Source organism: Streptomyces sp. NPDC005878, assembly GCF_040629815.1.
GTDB lineage: Bacteria > Actinomycetota > Actinomycetes > Streptomycetales > Streptomycetaceae > Streptomyces.
The window spans coordinates 42579-59389 of the sequence record NZ_JBEXWK010000034.1 but is presented as its reverse complement, the minus strand read 5'-3'; the positions used below and the strand labels follow the sequence as shown (position 1 = coordinate 59389).

11 protein-coding genes are annotated in these 16811 nt (G+C 71.8%); 6 read left to right on the top strand and 5 right to left on the bottom strand.

Annotated features, from left to right (window positions below):
* Window positions 1–147: 147 nt before the first annotated feature.
* The gene (locus tag ABZ404_RS33695) at window positions 148–879 is read left to right on the top strand and encodes an MBL fold metallo-hydrolase (protein ID WP_358834474.1); all 732 of its coding nucleotides are present in this window, start codon (window positions 148–150) and stop codon (window positions 877–879) included.
* A gap of 47 nt (window positions 880–926) precedes the next feature.
* The gene (locus ABZ404_RS33690) at window positions 927–1745 is read left to right on the top strand and encodes a DUF3097 domain-containing protein (RefSeq protein ID WP_358834475.1); all 819 of its coding nucleotides are present in this window, start codon (window positions 927–929) and stop codon (window positions 1743–1745) included.
* Between the two features lie 516 nt (window positions 1746–2261).
* On the opposite strand, the gene hemW is transcribed toward ABZ404_RS33690, so the two are convergent.
* Both hemW and ABZ404_RS33680 read right to left on the bottom strand, forming a co-directional pair.
* Window positions 2262–3494 (bottom strand): radical SAM family heme chaperone HemW, encoded by a 1233-nt coding sequence (gene hemW, locus ABZ404_RS33685; protein ID WP_358832416.1) that lies wholly within the window; start codon window positions 3492–3494, stop codon window positions 2262–2264.
* A gap of 41 nt (window positions 3495–3535) precedes the next feature.
* Complete coding sequence (locus ABZ404_RS33680) at window positions 3536–5446, bottom strand: SpoIIE family protein phosphatase (RefSeq protein WP_358832417.1); 1911 nt, start codon at window positions 5444–5446, stop codon at window positions 3536–3538.
* A gap of 110 nt (window positions 5447–5556) precedes the next feature.
* On the opposite strand from ABZ404_RS33680, the gene ABZ404_RS33675 reads away from it, so the two are divergent.
* Window positions 5557–9708 carry a HAMP domain-containing protein gene (locus ABZ404_RS33675; RefSeq protein ID WP_358832418.1) on the top strand — a complete coding sequence of 1384 codons (4152 nt, stop codon included), beginning with the start codon at window positions 5557–5559 and terminating at the stop codon, window positions 9706–9708.
* 10 nt (window positions 9709–9718) lie between these two features.
* Window positions 9719–10300: a response regulator gene (locus tag ABZ404_RS33670; protein WP_358832419.1), complete on the top strand. Its 582-nt coding sequence runs from the start codon at window positions 9719–9721 to the stop codon at window positions 10298–10300.
* 44 nt (window positions 10301–10344) lie between these two features.
* On the opposite strand, the gene ABZ404_RS33665 is transcribed toward ABZ404_RS33670, so the two are convergent.
* Together ABZ404_RS33665 and lepA are read right to left on the bottom strand one after the other, a co-directional pair.
* Window positions 10345–12231, bottom strand: coding sequence for a long-chain fatty acid--CoA ligase (locus tag ABZ404_RS33665; protein WP_358832420.1), 1887 nt, complete (start codon window positions 12229–12231; stop codon window positions 10345–10347).
* Window positions 12232–12424: 193 nt separating this feature from the next.
* Window positions 12425–14290: a translation elongation factor 4 gene (gene lepA / locus ABZ404_RS33660; RefSeq protein WP_358832421.1), complete on the bottom strand. Its 1866-nt coding sequence runs from the start codon at window positions 14288–14290 to the stop codon at window positions 12425–12427.
* A gap of 205 nt (window positions 14291–14495) precedes the next feature.
* Here lepA and rpsT point away from each other — a divergent pair, with 205 nt between their 5' ends.
* Entirely contained in the window at window positions 14496–14765 is a 270-nt protein-coding gene (gene rpsT, locus ABZ404_RS33655) for a 30S ribosomal protein S20 (RefSeq protein WP_101388267.1), read from the top strand.
* Between the two features lie 605 nt (window positions 14766–15370).
* Here the strand turns inward: rpsT and holA are convergent.
* The gene (gene holA, locus ABZ404_RS33650; RefSeq protein ID WP_358832422.1) at window positions 15371–16357 is read right to left on the bottom strand and encodes a DNA polymerase III subunit delta; all 987 of its coding nucleotides are present in this window, start codon (window positions 16355–16357) and stop codon (window positions 15371–15373) included.
* Window positions 16358–16544: 187 nt separating this feature from the next.
* Between holA and ABZ404_RS33645 the strand changes: the two genes are divergently transcribed.
* Complete coding sequence (locus tag ABZ404_RS33645; protein ID WP_358832423.1) at window positions 16545–16793, top strand: hypothetical protein; 249 nt, start codon at window positions 16545–16547, stop codon at window positions 16791–16793.
* The last annotated feature ends 18 nt before the right edge of the window (window positions 16794–16811 follow it).

Below are 16811 nucleotides of genomic sequence, written 5' to 3'. Positions count from 1 at the left end.
CTCTGCCCTGGCACTCTGCGCGTTCGAGTGCCAGCGATCCCCGGCCAGTGTACGGCCGACCGGTACACCCCTAGCAAGGGCGGCAGCCCGTGACGCTCGCGGCGCGCTCGAACGCACCGCCCCGGCCGCCCGGGATAGCGTCGTGTCATGGACATCCGCTGGGAAGAGTTCGGCTGGGAGCGGCTGGGCGACGGCGTGGGCCGCCGCCGGCTGCCGGGGTGGGACGCGACGGCGGGCCTGGTCGCGGGCGAGGACGCGGTCCTGCTGTACGACACGGGCTCGACCCTGCGCGAGGGCGCCGAGCTGCGCGCCCAGGCACAGGCGCTGCTCAGGCGTCGGGTGACGCATATCGCACTCAGCCATCCCCACTTCGACCACGTCCTGGGCACGGCCGCGTTCTCCGGGGCCGAGGTCTACGGGGCGGTCGGGATCGACCGGGTCCTGGACGGGGACGCCCTGCGGACGGACGCCGTCACCCACGGGGTGCCGCCCGCGCGGGCCGCCGAGGCGGCGGACCTGCTGGTGCGCCCGCAGCACTTCGTGACGGGCGAGTGGACGCTGGAGCTGGGCGGGCGCCAGGTGCTGCTGGCGAACGTGGGCCCCGGCCACACCGGCCACGACCTGGCCCTGCTGGTCCCGGGCAGCCCTGGTGGCGCCGGCTCACCCGAGATCGTCTTCTGCGGTGACCTGGTCGAGGAGTCCGGCGAGCCGCAGGCCGGGCCGGACGCGGTCCGCACCCACTGGCCCGCGGCCCTCGACCGGCTGCTCGACCTGGGCGGCGAGGACGCGGTGTACGTACCGGGGCACGGGGCGGTGGTGGACGCGGCGTTCGTCCGGGCGCAACGGGCCGGGCTCGCGGAGGAATTCGGCGTGTCATAAGGGCGTACACCCATATGGGCACATGATCCACCCGTATTCTCATCGGAATGCGCAGCTACAGCCCGGACCTGACTCCGCCCTGGAAGAAGGGGACCCCGGCCCCCGAGGTGCCCGCCGAGCTCGACCTGGTCGTCGAGGAGGTGACGACCGGGTTCTGCGGGGCGGTGCTCCGCTGCGAGGCGGGGACGGTGACGCTGGAGGACCGCTTCGGCAAGAAGCGGGTGTTCCCCATGGCGGCGCGGGGGTTCCTGCTGGAGGGGAAGGTGGTCACGCTGGTACGCCCGCCGGCGCCCGCTCCCTCGCGCCCGGCGCGCACCGCCTCGGGCTCCGTGGCGGTGCCGGGGGCGCGGGCGCGGGTGGCGCGCGCGGGGCGCATCTATGTCGAGGGGCGCCACGACGCGGAGCTGGTGGAGAAGGTGTGGGGCGACGACCTGCGCATCGAGGGCGTCGTCGTCGAGTACCTGTCGGGCATCGACGACCTCCCCGCGATCGTCGCGGACTTCGCCCCCGGCCCCGACGCGCGCCTGGGCGTCCTGGTCGACCACCTGGTCCCCGGCTCCAAGGAGTCCCGGATCGCGGCGGCGGTCACGGGCGCGCACGTGCTGGTGGCCGGGCACCCCTACATCGACGTGTGGGAGGCGGTGAAGCCGGCGGCCGTGGGGATCGCGGGGTGGCCGGTGGTGCCGCGGGGGGAGGACTGGAAGACGGGGGTGTGCCGGGCGCTGGGGTGGCCGGTGAACACGGGGGCGGCGTGGCAGCGGATTCTCTCCGGGGTGCGGAGTTATCGGGACCTGGAGCCGGAGTTGCTGGGGCGGGTGGAGGAGCTGATCGACTTCGTGACGGCCCCCTCCCCGCCCCTCCCCTAAACCCTCCGGGGGATGCCTCCGCCCCAAGCGCCTATCTCCGTCTGCGCCCCGGCGGGGGGCCGACCGCGCAGTTCCCCGCGCCCCTAAAAGCCCCCGGCCGAGGCCAGCACTCCGACTGCCCCGCACCCCCTCAGGGGCGCGGGGAACTGCGCGAGCAACCCCCCACACACCCGCAGCCAAACACCGGGCCCCAAAGGGGCGCGGGGAACTGCGCGAGCAACCCCCCACACACCCGCAGCCGAACACCGGGCCCCAAAGGGGCGCGGGGAACTGCGCGAGCAACCCCCCACACACCCGCAGCCAAACACCGGGCCCCAAAGGGGCGCGGGGAACTGCGCGACCAGCCCACCACCGCCCCGCAGACGAACACCGGGCCAAACAGGGGCGCGGGGAACTGCGCGAGCAACCCACCACCGCCCCGCAGACGAACACCGGACCAAACAGGGGCGCGGGGAACTGCGCGAGCAACCCACACACACCCCTCACCCGCAGCCGAACACCGCACCCCGGGACGGGTCAGTCCACCAGATCCCGCACCACCCCGTCCGCCAACAACCGCCCCCGCAGGGTCAGCACCGCCCGCCCCGCCCCGAACGCCCCCTCCTCCAGCAACCCCTCCCCCAGGGCCCGCCGCGCCGCCGCCAGCCCCGCCTCCCGCAGCAGCGACAGCTCGCAGCCCTCCCGGAGCCGGAGCTCCAGCAGGATGCGCTCCACCCGGCGGTCCTCCGCCGCGAGGACCTCGCGCCCCGCCCCCGGCGTACGCCCACCCGCCAGCGCCGCCGCATACGCCCCGGGATGCTTCACGTTCCACCACCGCACGCCCCCGACATGGCTGTGCGCGCCGGGGCCCGCGCCCCACCAGTCCGCGCCCCGCCAGTACAGCTCGTTGTGCAGGCAGCGGCCCGCTTCCGTGGTGGCCCAGTTCGACACCTCGTACCAGTGGAAGCCCGCCTCGGCCAGCACCGCGTCCGCGATGAGGTAGCGGTCCGCGTGGACGTCGTCGTCCGTCATCGGGACCTCGCCCCGGCGGATGCGGCGCGCCAGCTGCGTACCCTCCTCGACGATCAGGGCGTACGCGGAGATGTGGTCGGGACCCGCCCCCACCGCCGCCGCCAGCGTCTCGCGCCAGTCCTGGTCCGACTCGCCGGGCGTCCCGTAGATCAGGTCGAGGTTGACGTGGTCGAAGCCCGCCGCCCGCGCCTCGGCGACGCACGCCTCCGGGCGGCCCGGCGTGTGCGTACGGTCGAGGATCTTCAGGACGTGCTGCTTGGCGCTCTGCATCCCGAAGGAGACCCGGTTGAAGCCGCCGGCCCGCAGCTCCTCCAGATACGCCCGGTCCACCGACTCGGGGTTCGCCTCCGTCGTCACCTCCGCGTCGTCCGCCAGGCCGAACTCCTCGCGTACCGCCGAGAGCATCCGGACCAGGTCGGCGGCGGGGAGCAGCGTCGGGGTGCCGCCGCCCACGAAGACCGTACGGACCGGGCGCGGGTCGTCGCCGAGCACCTTGCGGGCCAGCCGGATCTCGTCGGTCAGGGTGGCCGCGTAGTTGTCACGGGACGCCAGGACGCCGCCGGAGCCGCGCAGCTCGGTGGCGGTGTAGGTGTTGAAGTCGCAGTACCCGCAGCGCGTGGCGCAGTAGGGAACGTGCAGGTAGAAGCCGAGCGGCCGCTCCCCCGCGCCCTCCAGGGCGGAACCGGGCAGCGCCCCGTCCTCGGGCATGGGCTCACCATCGGGCAGTACGGAAGGCATGCCCCCATTGTCCGCCACCCCGGACGGCCCCGGGCACGCCCTCAGCGTGCCTGGAGCACCAGGAGCGCCAGATCGTCCTCCGGCGGCGTGGTGCCGAACGCGTACACCGCCCGCTTGACGCTCTCCGCGACCCCCGTCGCCGTCATGCCCACGCACCCCGCGAGCACTGCGGCGAGGCCGTCCCCGTCGTCGAACATCTGCCGGCCGGAGCGGCGCTCGGTCACCCCGTCCGTGACGCACAGCAGGGTGTCGCCGGGCATCAGCCGGAAGCTCTCGCTCTCGTACGCCACCCCCTCCACCACCCCGACCAGCACCTGCGGCACGGCCGCCGCCCGCACCGACCCCTCGGGCCGCAGCAGCAGCGGCAGCGGGTGGCCGGCGCTCGCCAGGGTGCACAGGACGCCCCCGCCGCTCTCCGGCGGCACCGGGACGAGCTCTCCGTACAGCAGGGAGAGGAAGCGGGACTGCGGGCCCTCGGCCACCTCGCGGCCGCCCGCCGCCGCGACCATCCGGGCGGCCGCCTCGGCGGCCTCGACGCCGTCGTCGACGAGCAGCTTGTTGAGGCGGTCCAGGACGTCGTGCACCGCGTACCCCTCACGGGCGAGCAGCCGCAGCCAGGGCCGCACCAGGCCGGTGACGACCGCCGCCTCGGGGCCGCTGCCCTGGACGTCGCCGAGCGCGAAGCACCAGCGGCCGTCGGCGCCGGGGAACAGGTCGTAGAAGTCGCCGCCCGCCACACCCTCGCCGCTGGGCTGGTAGACCAGCGCGCTGTCGACGCCGGGGATCTCCGCCACGCCCGCCGGGAGCAGTCCGCGCTGGAGGACCCGGCTGATGGTGACCTGGCGGGTGTACTGGCGGGCGGCGCCGATCGCCAGCGCCACCCGGCGCACGAAGTCCTCGACCAGCCCGGTCACCTCGTCGGGGATGCGCGCCGTCCCGGCCCGCCCGAGCATGAGCACGCCGACGGCCCGGCCGCCGGCGACCATCCGGTACGCGAGCGCCGCGCCGTCGCCGCCGTCCTGCGGGGCCGGCCAGGGCATCGGGACCGGGCCGCCGCGCGCGGACTCCGGCAGCCGGGGCGGATCCTTCTCCAGGACCGCCCGCAGCTCGTCGATCCCGGACTCGCGGGCGTGCCACACCCGGGCGAGGCGGGGCTCGCCGGCCGGGCCGCCGGTCTCCGGGTCGAGCCAGATCGCGCACCAGTCGCAGAGCCGGGGCACCAGGAGCTGTCCGGCGAGCGCCGCGATCATGTCCTCGTCGAACTGGCCCGCCAGCAGGTCGGACGCCTCCGCCAGGAAGGAGAGGGCGCCCCGGTTCACCCAGTCGCGGTCCTGCCCGAGGGGGGCGCCGCGTCCCGGGGCGGCCGGCGTCCCGGCGGCGCGCGGTCCGCGCCGGAGCCGTTCCTCGCGGCCCGGCCCCTCCTCGCCCGGGGCGGCGCCCTCCGCGTCGAGGAGCAGCCGCGCCCAGACCGTCTTGAGGCCGGTGCGGTAGGTGATGCCCCAGCACTCGGCGAGCGCGGCCACCAGGTGCAGCCCCCGGGCGTACTCCGGCGCGCCCGGCTCGCGCGGCTCGTGGCGCACGACCCGGGAGGGGTGGTGGTCGGAGACCTCGACGACCACCGCGCCGGGCTCGTCCCCGGCGGGCGGCTCCAGGCGGCAGACCAGCTCGACGGTGGTGCCCGCGTGCACCACGGCGTTGGTGACCAGCTCGTTGACGACTATGGCCGCCTCGTCGGCGGCCCGTTCGTCCAGCCCCTCGGCGCCGGGCGCGCCCTGGGCGGTCCAGTCGGCGAGGGCGGCGCGCGCGAAGCGGCGGGCGGCGGACGGCGCGAGCGGGTTGCCGGGCAGGCTGGTGCGGGCGGCGGACGCGGGCCGGGGCTCCGCCGCGCCAGGGGAGGGCACCGGGCCGGGCGGGCGGTTCCCGCTCTCCCGCTGCGTTGGAATGGACCCCACGGTGCGGCTCCTGATCGGTTCTCACATTGCGCACCTCATGACACCGACAGAGTGACAGACTGAGCGGGCCCATAAGCACCGAGTCACTGAAGTGGGCCGGGATGACCGGGATGAACAGAGACAGCGCCGCGCCGCCCGAGGGCGGGGAGTGGATCCGGGCACTGGAGTTGCGCCCGCTGCTGGCCGCGATGACGGCGCTGCGGGACGGGGACTTCGGGGTCCGGCTCCAGGAGACGCACGAGGGGATACCCGCCGAGCTCGCCGCGATCTTCAATCAAGTGGCCGTGCGCAACCAGCACTTCACGGACGAGCTGCGACGGGTGCGCCGCGAGGTCGTCCGCCACGGCCGGCTGGACGAGCGGCTGGCGGCGAGCCCGGGGCAGGGCGCCTGGACGGCCGGGGTGGACAGCGCGAACACCCTGATCGACGCCCTGGTCGTACCGGCGGCGAACGCCACGCGCGTCCTGGACGCGGTGGCGGGCGGTGATCTGACCCAGCGGGTCGACCTCCACGACGGGAACCGCCAGTTGCGCGGGGATCTGCGCCGGCTGGGCCGGGCCGTCAACAAGATGGTGGACCAGCTCTCCCTCTTCACCGGCGAGGTGACCCGGGTCGCGCGCGAGGTCGGCACCGAGGGCCGGCTGGGCGGGCGGGCCAAGGTGCAGCGGCTGAGCGGCAGTTGGCGGGACGTGACCGAGGCCGTCAACACCATGGCGTCCCGGCTGACCGCGCAGGTCCGCGACATCGCGGCGGTGACCACGGCGGTGGCGCGCGGCGACCTCACCCGTACGGTGACGGTCGAGGCGACCGGCGAACTCCTTGAGCTGAAACTCACCGTGAACACGATGGTCGACCAGCTCTCCGCCTTCGCGGACGAGGTGACCCGGGTCGCGCGCGAGGTCGGCACCGAGGGCCGGCTGGGCGGGCGCGCGCAGGTCCGGGGCGTCTCGGGGGTCTGGAAGGACCTGACGGACAACGTCAACTTCATGGCGTCGAACCTCACCTCCCAGGTGCGCAACATCGCCCAGGTGACCACCGCCGTCGCCAACGGCGACCTCTCCCAGAAGATCACCGTGGACGCGCAGGGCGAGATCCTGGAGCTGAAGTCGACCATCAACACCATGGTCGACCAGCTCTCCGCCTTCGCCGACGAGGTGACCCGCGTCGCCCGCGAGGTCGGCACCGAGGGCAACCTCGGCGGGCGCGCCCAGGTCCGGGGCGTCTCGGGGGTCTGGAAGGACCTCACCGAGAACGTCAACTTCATGGCGGACAACCTCACCTCCCAGGTGCGCAACATCGCGCTCGTCTCGACGGCGGTGGCCCAGGGCGACCTCGGCAAGAAGATCACCGTGGAGGCGAAGGGCGAGATCCTGGAGCTGAAGTCGACGATCAACACCATGGTCGACCAGCTCTCCGCCTTCGCCGACGAGGTCACCCGCGTCGCCCGCGAGGTCGGCACCGAGGGCAACCTCGGCGGCCAGGCGCAGGTGCGCGGGGTGTCGGGGGTCTGGAAGGACCTGACGGACAACGTCAACTTCATGGCGTCGAACCTCACCTCCCAGGTACGCAACATCGCCCAGGTGACCACCGCCGTCGCCAACGGCGACCTCTCCAAGAAGATCACCGTGGACGCGCGGGGCGAGATCCTGGAGCTCAAGGACACCGTCAACACGATGGTGGAGCAGCTGCGGGCGTTCGCGGACGAGGTGACGCGCGTCGCCCGCGAGGTCGGCACGGACGGGCGGCTGGGCGGGCGCGCCCAGGTCCTCGGCGTCTCCGGCGTCTGGAAGGACCTCACCGACAACGTCAACTACATGGCGGACAACCTCACCTCCCAGGTGCGCAACATCGCCCAGGTGGCGACCGCCGTGGCGCAGGGCGACCTCTCCAAGAAGATCGACGTGGACGCGCGCGGCGAGATCCTGGAGCTGAAGACCACCATCAACACCATGGTGGACACGCTCTCCTCGTTCTCCTCCGAGGTCACCCGGGTCGCCCGCGAGGTCGGCTCGGAGGGCCAGTTGGGCGGCCAGGCCCGGGTCGAGGGCGTGTACGGCACCTGGAAGCGCCTGACCACCAACGTCAACGAGCTCGCCCTGAACCTCACCACCCAGGTCCGCGCGATCGCGGAGGTGGCCTCGGCGGTGGCCCAGGGCGACATGTCCCGCTCGATCACCGTGGAGACCCGGGGCGAGGTCTCGGAGCTGAAGGACAACATCAACCTGATGGTGTCCAACCTGCGCGAGACGACCCGCGCCAAGGACTGGCTGGAGTCGAACCTGGCGCGCCTGGCGGGTCTGATGCAGGGCCACCGCGACCTGATGGAGGTCGCGGACCTGATCCTGCGCGAGCTGACCCCGCTGGTGAACGCCCAGTACGGCGCGTTCTTCCTGGCCGACCCGGGCAACGAGGGCACCCCGTCCCGTACGACGTCGACCACCAAGGGCCTCGCCTTCATCGCGGGCTACGGCTCGGCGCAGGGCGCGACCGTCGACACCACCGGCATGCCGGGCCACGGCCTGGTGCGCCAGGCGGCGCTGGAGAAGAAGCGGATCCTGCTGGAGGAGGCGCCGCCGGACTACATCAAGATCAACTCAGGTCTCGGGGAGGCGTCCCCGGCCAGTGTCGTGATCATCCCGATCCTCTTCGAGGACAAGCTCCTCGGCGTGATCGAACTGGCCTCCTTCTCCCGCTTCTCCGACGTCCACCTGGCCTTCTTCGACCAGTTCGTGAACACCATCGGCGTCGCCATCAACACCATCATCGCCAACTCCCGTACCGAGTCGCTGCTGAGCGAGTCCCAGCGGCTCGCCATCCAGCTCCAGGAGCGCTCGGACGAACTCCAGCGCCAGCAGGCCGAACTCCAGCGCTCCAACGCCGAGCTGGAGGAGAAGGCCGCCCTGCTCGCGACCAGCTCCCAGTACAAGTCGGAGTTCCTGGCGAACATGTCGCACGAGCTGCGCACCCCGCTCAACTCGCTGCTCATCCTGGCCCGGCTGCTCTCCGACAACCCGGACGACCACCTCTCCGACCAGGAGGTCCAGTTCGCCAGCACGATCCACCGCTCCGGCTCCGACCTGCTCCAGCTGATCAACGACATCCTGGACCTGTCGAAGATCGAGGCCGGCCGGATGGACGTACGGCCCAAGAAGCTGCCGCTCATCAAGGTGCTCGACTACGTCCACGCCACCTTCCGCCCCATCACCCTCGACCGGGGCCTGGCCTTCGAGGTCGCGGTCGGCGAGGACGTGCCGCGCGAGATGTACTCGGACGAGCAGCGGCTCCAGCAGATCCTGCGCAACCTCCTCTCCAACGCGATCAAGTTCACCTCCTCCGGCCGCGTCGAACTCCGCGTCAACCGGATCAAGGACCCGGACAACGGGGTGCTGGGCACGGACGACCTGATCGCCTTCCAGGTCACCGACACCGGCATCGGCATCGCCCCCGAGAAACTCCCGGTGATCTTCGAGGCGTTCCAGCAGGCCGACGGCACGACCAACCGCAAGTACGGCGGCACCGGCCTCGGCCTCTCCATCAGCCGCGAGATCGCGGGCCTGCTCGGCGGCCGGATCATCGCCGAGAGCGAACCGGGCCGCGGCTCCACCTTCACCCTGTACGTGCCGGTGCTCCACCCCGGCCATGTGGGCGCCGAACCGGACCAGCTCCCGAGGCTCACCGCCGACCCGGCCCAGCCTGCCGCCTCCGAGCCCCTTGCGGTGGCCGACCAGGACGACGTCTGGCCCACCACCACCAGGCTGGAGCAGTGGAAGGAGGGCCGCGCGGGACAGGTGCTGCCGGGGCGGCGGGTGCTGATCGTCGACGACGACATCCGCAACGTCTTCGCCCTCACCCATGTGCTCGGCCGGGTCGGGATGCCCGTGCTGTACGCGGAGAACGGCCGCGAGGGCATCGAGGCCCTGGAGCGCAACCCGGACGTCGAGCTGGTCCTGATGGACATCATGATGCCCGAGATGGACGGCTACGAGACGATCGAGGCCATCCGCCGCAGCCCCCTGTGGGCCGAACTGCCCATCGTCGCCCTGACCGCGAAGGCCATGCCCGGCGACCGCGAGAAGTCCATCGCCCAGGGCGCCAACGAGTACGTGCCCAAGCCCGTCGACGTGGACCGCCTGCTCACCGTGGTGTGCGCGCTGCTCGACCCGGAGGGCGAGGGCGCGGCGCCCCCGGGCAGGACAGGCGCGTCCGTACCGAAGCAGCCGGCCGGCCCCGAGGACCCCGCCACCGCTCCGCCGACCACGTAAAGGCGACACGATGAGCACAGCGGTACCGTCCGCCGACCGGGCGAGCATCCTCCTCGTCGACGACCGGGAGGACAACCTGACCGCCCTGGAGGCGGTCCTCGGCACGCTCAACGAGCCGCTGGTGCGGGCCCGTTCGGGCGAGGAGGCGATGAAGGCGCTGCTGCGGCAGTCGTTCGCGGTGGTGCTGCTCGACGTACGGATGCCGGGCATGGACGGCTTCGAGACCGCCGCCAACCTCAAGCGCCTCGACCAGACCAAGGACGTGCCGATCATCTTCCTGACCGGCGCGGAGGGCGACAGCGACTACGCCTTCCGGGGCTACGCCACGGGCGCCGCCGACTTCCTCACCAAGCCGTTCGACCCGTGGGTGCTGCGGGCCAAGGTGAACGTCTTCCTCGAACTGCACCGCAAGAACCGCCAGCTGGAACTGCTGCTCGCCCGGGAGCAGAAGCAGCTCGGCGAGATGGCGGAGCTGCTGGCCGCGATCGAGGACGAGCTGGTGCGCGAGGGACCGGGCGACGCCGGTGACCTGCGGCTGCGGCTGACCGCGCTGGAGACGATCGTCCGGGACATGCGGCGGGGGCGCCGCTGAGCGCTCGGCGGGGGCGCGCTGCTGGACGCCCCCGCCCGCCGCCGCTACGCCTCGCGCGAGCCCGAGTACATCTCGTCGATCAGGTCCTTGTACTCCCGCTCGACGACCGGCCGCTTCAGCTTGAGGCTCGGGGTCAGCTCGCCGTGCTCCACGTCGAGGTCGCGCGGCAGCAGCCGGAACTGCTTGATGGTCTGCCAGCGCTGGAGGTCCTCGTTGAGGCGCTTCACATAGCCCTCGATCAGCGCCACCGTCTCCGGGTTCGCGACCACGTCGGCGTACGAGCCGGTGACCCCGTGGTCCTTCGCCCAGCCCAGGATCGCGGGCTCGTCGAGGGCGATCAGCGCGGTGCAGAAGTTCCGGTCGGCGCCGAGCACCAGGATGTTGGAGACGAACGGACAGACCGCCTTGAACTGGCCCTCGACCTCGGCCGGCGCGATGTACTTGCCGCCGGACGTCTTGATCAGGTCCTTCTTGCGGTCGGTGATCCGCAGATAGCCGTCCGCCGACAGCTCGCCGATGTCACCGGTGTGGAACCAGCCGTCCGACTCCAGGACCTCGGCGGTCTTCTCGGGCAGGTTGTGGTAGCCCTCCATGATGCCGGGGCCGCGCAGCAGGATCTCGCCGTCGTCCGCGATGCGCACCTCAAGACCGGGCAGCGGCTTGCCGACCGTGCCCGTCCGGTAGGCCTCGCCCGGGTTCACGAAGGAGGCGGCGCTGGTCTCGGTGAGCCCGTACCCCTCCAGGATGTGGATTCCGGCGCCGGAGAAGAAGAAGCCGATGTCGGGCGCGAGCGCCGCCGAACCCGAGACCGCCGCGCGCAGCCGCCCGCCGAACGCCTCGCGGATCTTCGCGTACACCAGCGCGTCCGCGACCTTGTGCTTGGCGGTGAGCCCGAAGGGGGCGGTCGCCCGGCCGGTGCGCCGGAAGTTGTCCTGACTGGCCTTGGCGTACTCGCGGGCCACCTCGGCCGCCCACTGGAAGATCTTGTACTTGGCCCCGCCGGCCTCCCGCGCCTTGGCGGCGACGCCGTTGTAGACCTTCTCGAAGATCCGGGGCACCGACGCCATGTAGGTGGGCTGGACCACCGGCAGATTCTCGATGATCTTGTCGACCCGGCCGTCGACGGCCGTCACGTGCCCGACCTCGATCTGCCCGGAGGTGAGCACCTTGCCGAAGACGTGCGCGAGCGGCAGCCAGAGGTACTGGACGTCGTCGGCGCTGATCAGCCCGGTCGCCGCGATCGCCTTCGCCATGTACGACCAGTTGTCCTGCGGCAGCCGCACACCCTTGGGGCGGCCGGTCGTCCCGGAGGTGTAGATCAGCGTGGCCAGCTGGTCGGAGGTGATCGCCGCGATCCGCTCCTTGACCGCGTCCGGGTGCTTCTCCAGATACGCGGCGCCGCGCGCCTCCAGCTCCGCGAGGGTGAGCACCCAGCCCTCGGGGTCGCCCTCGACGGGCTCGGCGCCGGCCGCGTCGAAGACCACGACGTGCTTCAGCTCCGGCAGCTCGGCGCGGCGCTCACGGGCCTTGGCGAGCTGGGCCGCGTTCTCCGCGAAGAGCACCCGGCTCTCGGAGTCGCCCAGGATGTAGGCGGACTCCTCGGCGTTGGTCTGCGGGTAGATCGTGGTGGTCGCGCCGCCCGCGCACATCGTCCCGAGGTCGGCGAGGATCCACTCGATCCGGGTGGAGGAGGACAGCGCCACGCGCTGCTCGGCGGTCACACCCAGATCGACGAGCCCGGCCGCGATCGCGTAGACCCGCTCGGCGGCCTGCCCCCAGCTCAGCGACTTCCACTCATCGGGCCCCTGGCCGCCGACGGCCGGGACCGGATGGCGGTAGGCCTCCAGGTCCGGAGTGGCCTCCACGCGCTGGACGAAGAGGGCCGCCACGGACGGTGGCCGGTTCTCGATCAAGGTATGTGTGTCGCTCACGACGTCCTCCGGGCTGGCCTGCGGCAGGGCTGCGGCTGCTTCTTGTTTAACTGGCGAGTAACCATCGGGCCGTGATCAGAGTAGAGCGCCCCCGCCCCGCCGCGTAAGAGGCAGCGGAAGGTGGTTTCATAACGAACGGACCCCCGCTCGGAAGAGCGGGGGTCCGTCACGGCACCGGTCGGCTACTCGCCGGTCACTTCTTCTTGCTCGCAGACTCGTCGCTGGACAGCACCGCGATGAAGGCCTCCTGCGGAACCTCCACGGAACCGACCATCTTCATCCGCTTCTTGCCTTCCTTCTGCTTCTCCAGCAGCTTCCGCTTACGGGAGATGTCACCGCCGTAGCACTTGGCGAGGACGTCCTTGCGGATGGCGCGGATGGTCTCGCGGGCGATCACCCGGGAGCCGATCGCGGCCTGGATGGGCACCTCGAAGGCCTGCCGGGGGATGAGCTCGCGCAGCTTGGCGACGAGCCGCACACCGTACGCGTACGCCGCGTCCTTGTGCGTGACCGCCGAGAAGGCGTCCACCTTGTCGCCGTGGAGCAGGATGTCCACCTTGACGAGGCTGGCGGACTGCTCGCCGGTGGGCTCGTAGTCGAGCGAGGCGTACCCCCGCGTCTTCGACTTCAGCTGGTCGAAAAAGTCGAAGACGATCTCCGCGAGCGGCAGCGTGTAGCGGATCTCGACGCGGTCCTCGGAGAGGTAGTCCATCCCGATCAGGGTGCCGCGCCGGGTCTGGCACAGCTCCATGATCGAACCGATGAACTCGCTCGGCGCGAGGATCGTCGCCCGCACGACCGGCTCGTACACGTCCGAGATCTTCCCCTCCGGGAACTCACTCGGATTGGTGACGGTGACTTCCTTGCCGTCCTCCAGAACCACCCGGTAGACCACGTTGGGAGCGGTGGCGATGAGGTCGAGCCCGAACTCGCGCTCGAGCCGCTCACGGATCACGTCGAGGTGGAGCAGGCCGAGGAAGCCGACACGGAAACCGAAGCCCAGCGCCGCCGAGGTCTCCGGCTCGTACACCAGCGCGGCATCGTTGAGCTGGAGCTTGTCCAGCGCCTCGCGCAGGTCCGGGTAGTCCGACCCGTCCAGCGGATACAGACCCGAGAAGACCATCGGCTTGGGGTCCTTGTACCCGCCGAGCGCCTCGGTGGCGCCGTGGTGCAGGGAGGTGATGGTGTCACCGACCTTGGACTGGCGGACGTCCTTCACACCGGTGATCAGGTAGCCGACCTCACCGACGCCCAGCCCGTCGGCGGGCAGCATCTCCGGCGAGTTGGTCCCGATCTCCAGCAGCTCGTGCGTGGCACCGGTCGACATCATCCGGATCCGCTCACGCTTGTTGAGCTGGCCGTCGACGACACGGACGTACGTGACGACGCCCCGGTACGAGTCGTAGACCGAGTCGAAGATCATCGCGCGGGCGGGGGCGTCGGCCACACCGACCGGCGCGGGCACATCGCGCACCACGCGGTCCAGCAGCGCGTCCACGCCGACCCCGGTCTTCGCGGAGACCTTCAGCACGTCCTCGGGCTGGCAGCCGATGAGGTTGGCCAGCTCCTCGGCGAACTTCTCGGGCTGCGCGGCCGGCAGGTCGATCTTGTTGAGGACGGGAACGATCGTGAGGTCGTTCTCCATGGCGAGGTAGAGGTTCGCCAGGGTCTGCGCCTCGATGCCCTGAGCGGCGTCGACGAGCAGGACGGTCCCCTCACAGGCGGCCAGCGACCGCGACACCTCGTACGTGAAGTCCACGTGCCCCGGGGTGTCGATCATGTTAAGGATGTGCGTGCTGCCCTGGCCCGGCCCCTCGGTGGGGGCCCAGGGCAGCCGCACGGCCTGACTCTTGATCGTGATGCCGCGCTCGCGCTCGATGTCCATCCGGTCGAGGTACTGAGCACGCATCTGCCGCTGGTCGACCACACCGGTCAGCTGGAGCATCCGGTCGGCAAGGGTCGACTTGCCGTGGTCGATGTGCGCGATGATGCAGAAATTGCGGATCAGAGCCGGGTCGGTACGGCTCGGCTCGGGCACGTTGGTAGGAGTCGCGGGCACGCAGGGTCCTGATTCTTGAGACGCGGGGCGTCTCGTCTCGGGCGATGTCGGATCGATACGTAGCCCCCATCGTCCCATGGGAACGGCACTGCGCTCGGTTTGGGCCGCCAGTCGGCCTGCTGGTAGCCTGGGCAGCTGTGCCTCGTCCGCCCTCTCAGCGGCGAGTCGCAACCATCTGATACATCGAACCTGAAAAGGCTCTTTCGTGGCGAACATCAAGTCCCAGATCAAGCGGAACAAGACCAACGAGAAGGCGCGCCTGCGTAACAAGGCCGTCAAGTCCGAGGTCAAGACCGCGATCCGCAAGGCCCGCGAGGCTGTCCTGGCCGGCGACGTCGAGGCGGCCGACACGGCTGTCCGCACCGCCTCCAAGAAGCTGGACAAGGCCGTCAGCAAGGGTGTCATCCACAAGAACGCCGCCGCCAACAAGAAGTCGGCGCTGGCCACCAAGGTTGCCGCCCTCAAGGCTGCCTGACCCGGCCCAAGTGACCGGCCCCCGGGCCGCTCGCCTGGCCAGTCTCCCAGGCTGACCAACTTGATAGACCACCGGAAGGGACCCAGCGGGCCCTCTCATCCGCTCCCTCCCCGGTACCCAGCACCACCGCCGCACGCGGCCTGCGTTCGCCACGCGGGTGCGGCGACTCTTTGAGCACGACCCCGTTTCCGTCCGGCTGGGCGGGGGCGGGGTTTTGTTTTTTTTGGGGGGGGAGCCGGGAGCCCCGAAGGCGGGGGCAGGGGGTGGGGCCCTGCTGGGGTGCAGGGGGCCCCGGCTGGGGGTGCGGGGGGGGAGAGCCTCCGCTGGGGTGCAGGGGGCCGAGCCCGGCCAGGGGTGCAGGGGGCGAAGCCCCCGCTGGGGGTCCGGGGGCGAAGTTCGGCCAAGGGTGCAGGGGGCGGAGCCCCCGCTGGGGTGCAGGGGGCGGAGCCCCCGCTGGGGTGCAGGGGGCGAAGCCCCCGCTGGGGTGCAGGGGGCGGAGCCCCCGCTACGGGGTCCGGGGGCGAAGCCCCCGGGAAACCACCTTCCTCCCCCTGTCCCCCGGAGGGTTTAGGGAAGGGGCGGGCTGGGGCAAACCAAACGCCCCCTCAACCCCGAGGCCGCGCAGCCCGAGCCACAGCCACCACCGCCTTCTCCAAGGCGTACTCGGGATCATCCCCCCCACCCTTGACCCCCGCGTCCGCCTCCGCCACCGCCCGCAGAGCGGACGCGACCCCATCCGGCGTCCACCCCCGCATCTGCTGCCGCACCCGGTCGATCTTCCACGGCGGCATCCCCAGCTCCCGCGCGAGATCCGCCGGCCGCCCGCCCCGCGCCGACGACAGCTTCCCGATCGCCCGCACCCCCTGAGCCAGCGCACTCGTGATCATCACCGGCGCCACCCCGGTCGACAGCGACCACCGCAGCGCCTCCAGCGCCTCCGCCGCCCGGCCCTCCACCGCCCGGTCCGCGACCGTGAAGCTCGACGCCTCCGCCCGCCCGGTGTAGTAGCGCCCGACGACCGCCTCGTCGATGGTCCCCGCCACGTCCGCGCACAGCTGCGACACCGCCGACGCGAGCTCCCGCAGATCGCTGCCGATCGAGTCGACCAGCGCCTGGCACGCCTCCGGCGTCGCCGAACGCCCCAGCGCCCGGAACTCCGACCGCACGAACGTCAGCCGCTCCGCAGGCTTCGTCGTCTTGGGACACGCCACCTCCCGCGCCCCCGCCTTGCGCGCCGCGTCGAGCAGCCCCTTGCCCTTGGCGCCGCCCGCATGCAGCAGCACGAGCGTGATCTCCTCGGCAGGCGCATCGAGATACGCCTTCACATCCTTGATCGTGTCCGCCGACAGATCGTGCGCGTTCCGTACGACCACGACCTTGCGCTCCGCGAACAGCGAAGGGCTGGTCAGCTCGGCCAGCGTGCCGGGCTGGAGCTGATCGGAGGCGAGATCGCGCACATCGGTGTCGGCGTCGGCGGCCCGCGCGGCCGCCACCACCTGCTGTACGGCACGGTCGAGCAGCAGGTCCTCCTGGCCCACGGCGAGCGTGAGGGGAGCGAGCGGATCGTCGGTGGAATTCTTCCTGGTGGCCATCGCCATCCAGCATCCCACGCCCTACTGACAGCCCCGCCCGCCCACTCCCAGCGGCCCTTCCCTCTCCCCCTCTCCCCCCGGGGCCCCCGCCCCCACCCCCACCCCACCCCGCCCCTGTCCACCCTCCCCTTCCCTCCCCACCTCGCCCCCGTCCCTGTCCACCCCTCCCGTGCAGGAGAATGTCCAGGTGAGTGATGTGACCCGACACGTACTGGTGCTGCCCGACCGCGACGCCGCCGACGAGGTGGCCCAGGAACTCCCCGCCCGCTTCGCCGTGACCGAGGAGCCCCAGCTCGTACGTGACGCCCTGGCCGGCGAGGACGACGCCGAGGACGCCCAGTGGCTGGTCGTGGTCGAGGACCCGCACCAGCGCCTCGACCCGGCGGCCCTGAACGAACTGGCCGAGGAGTACGAGGGCTGGCTGGAGGCCCCTTAGCGACGTCCCGCCCACCCC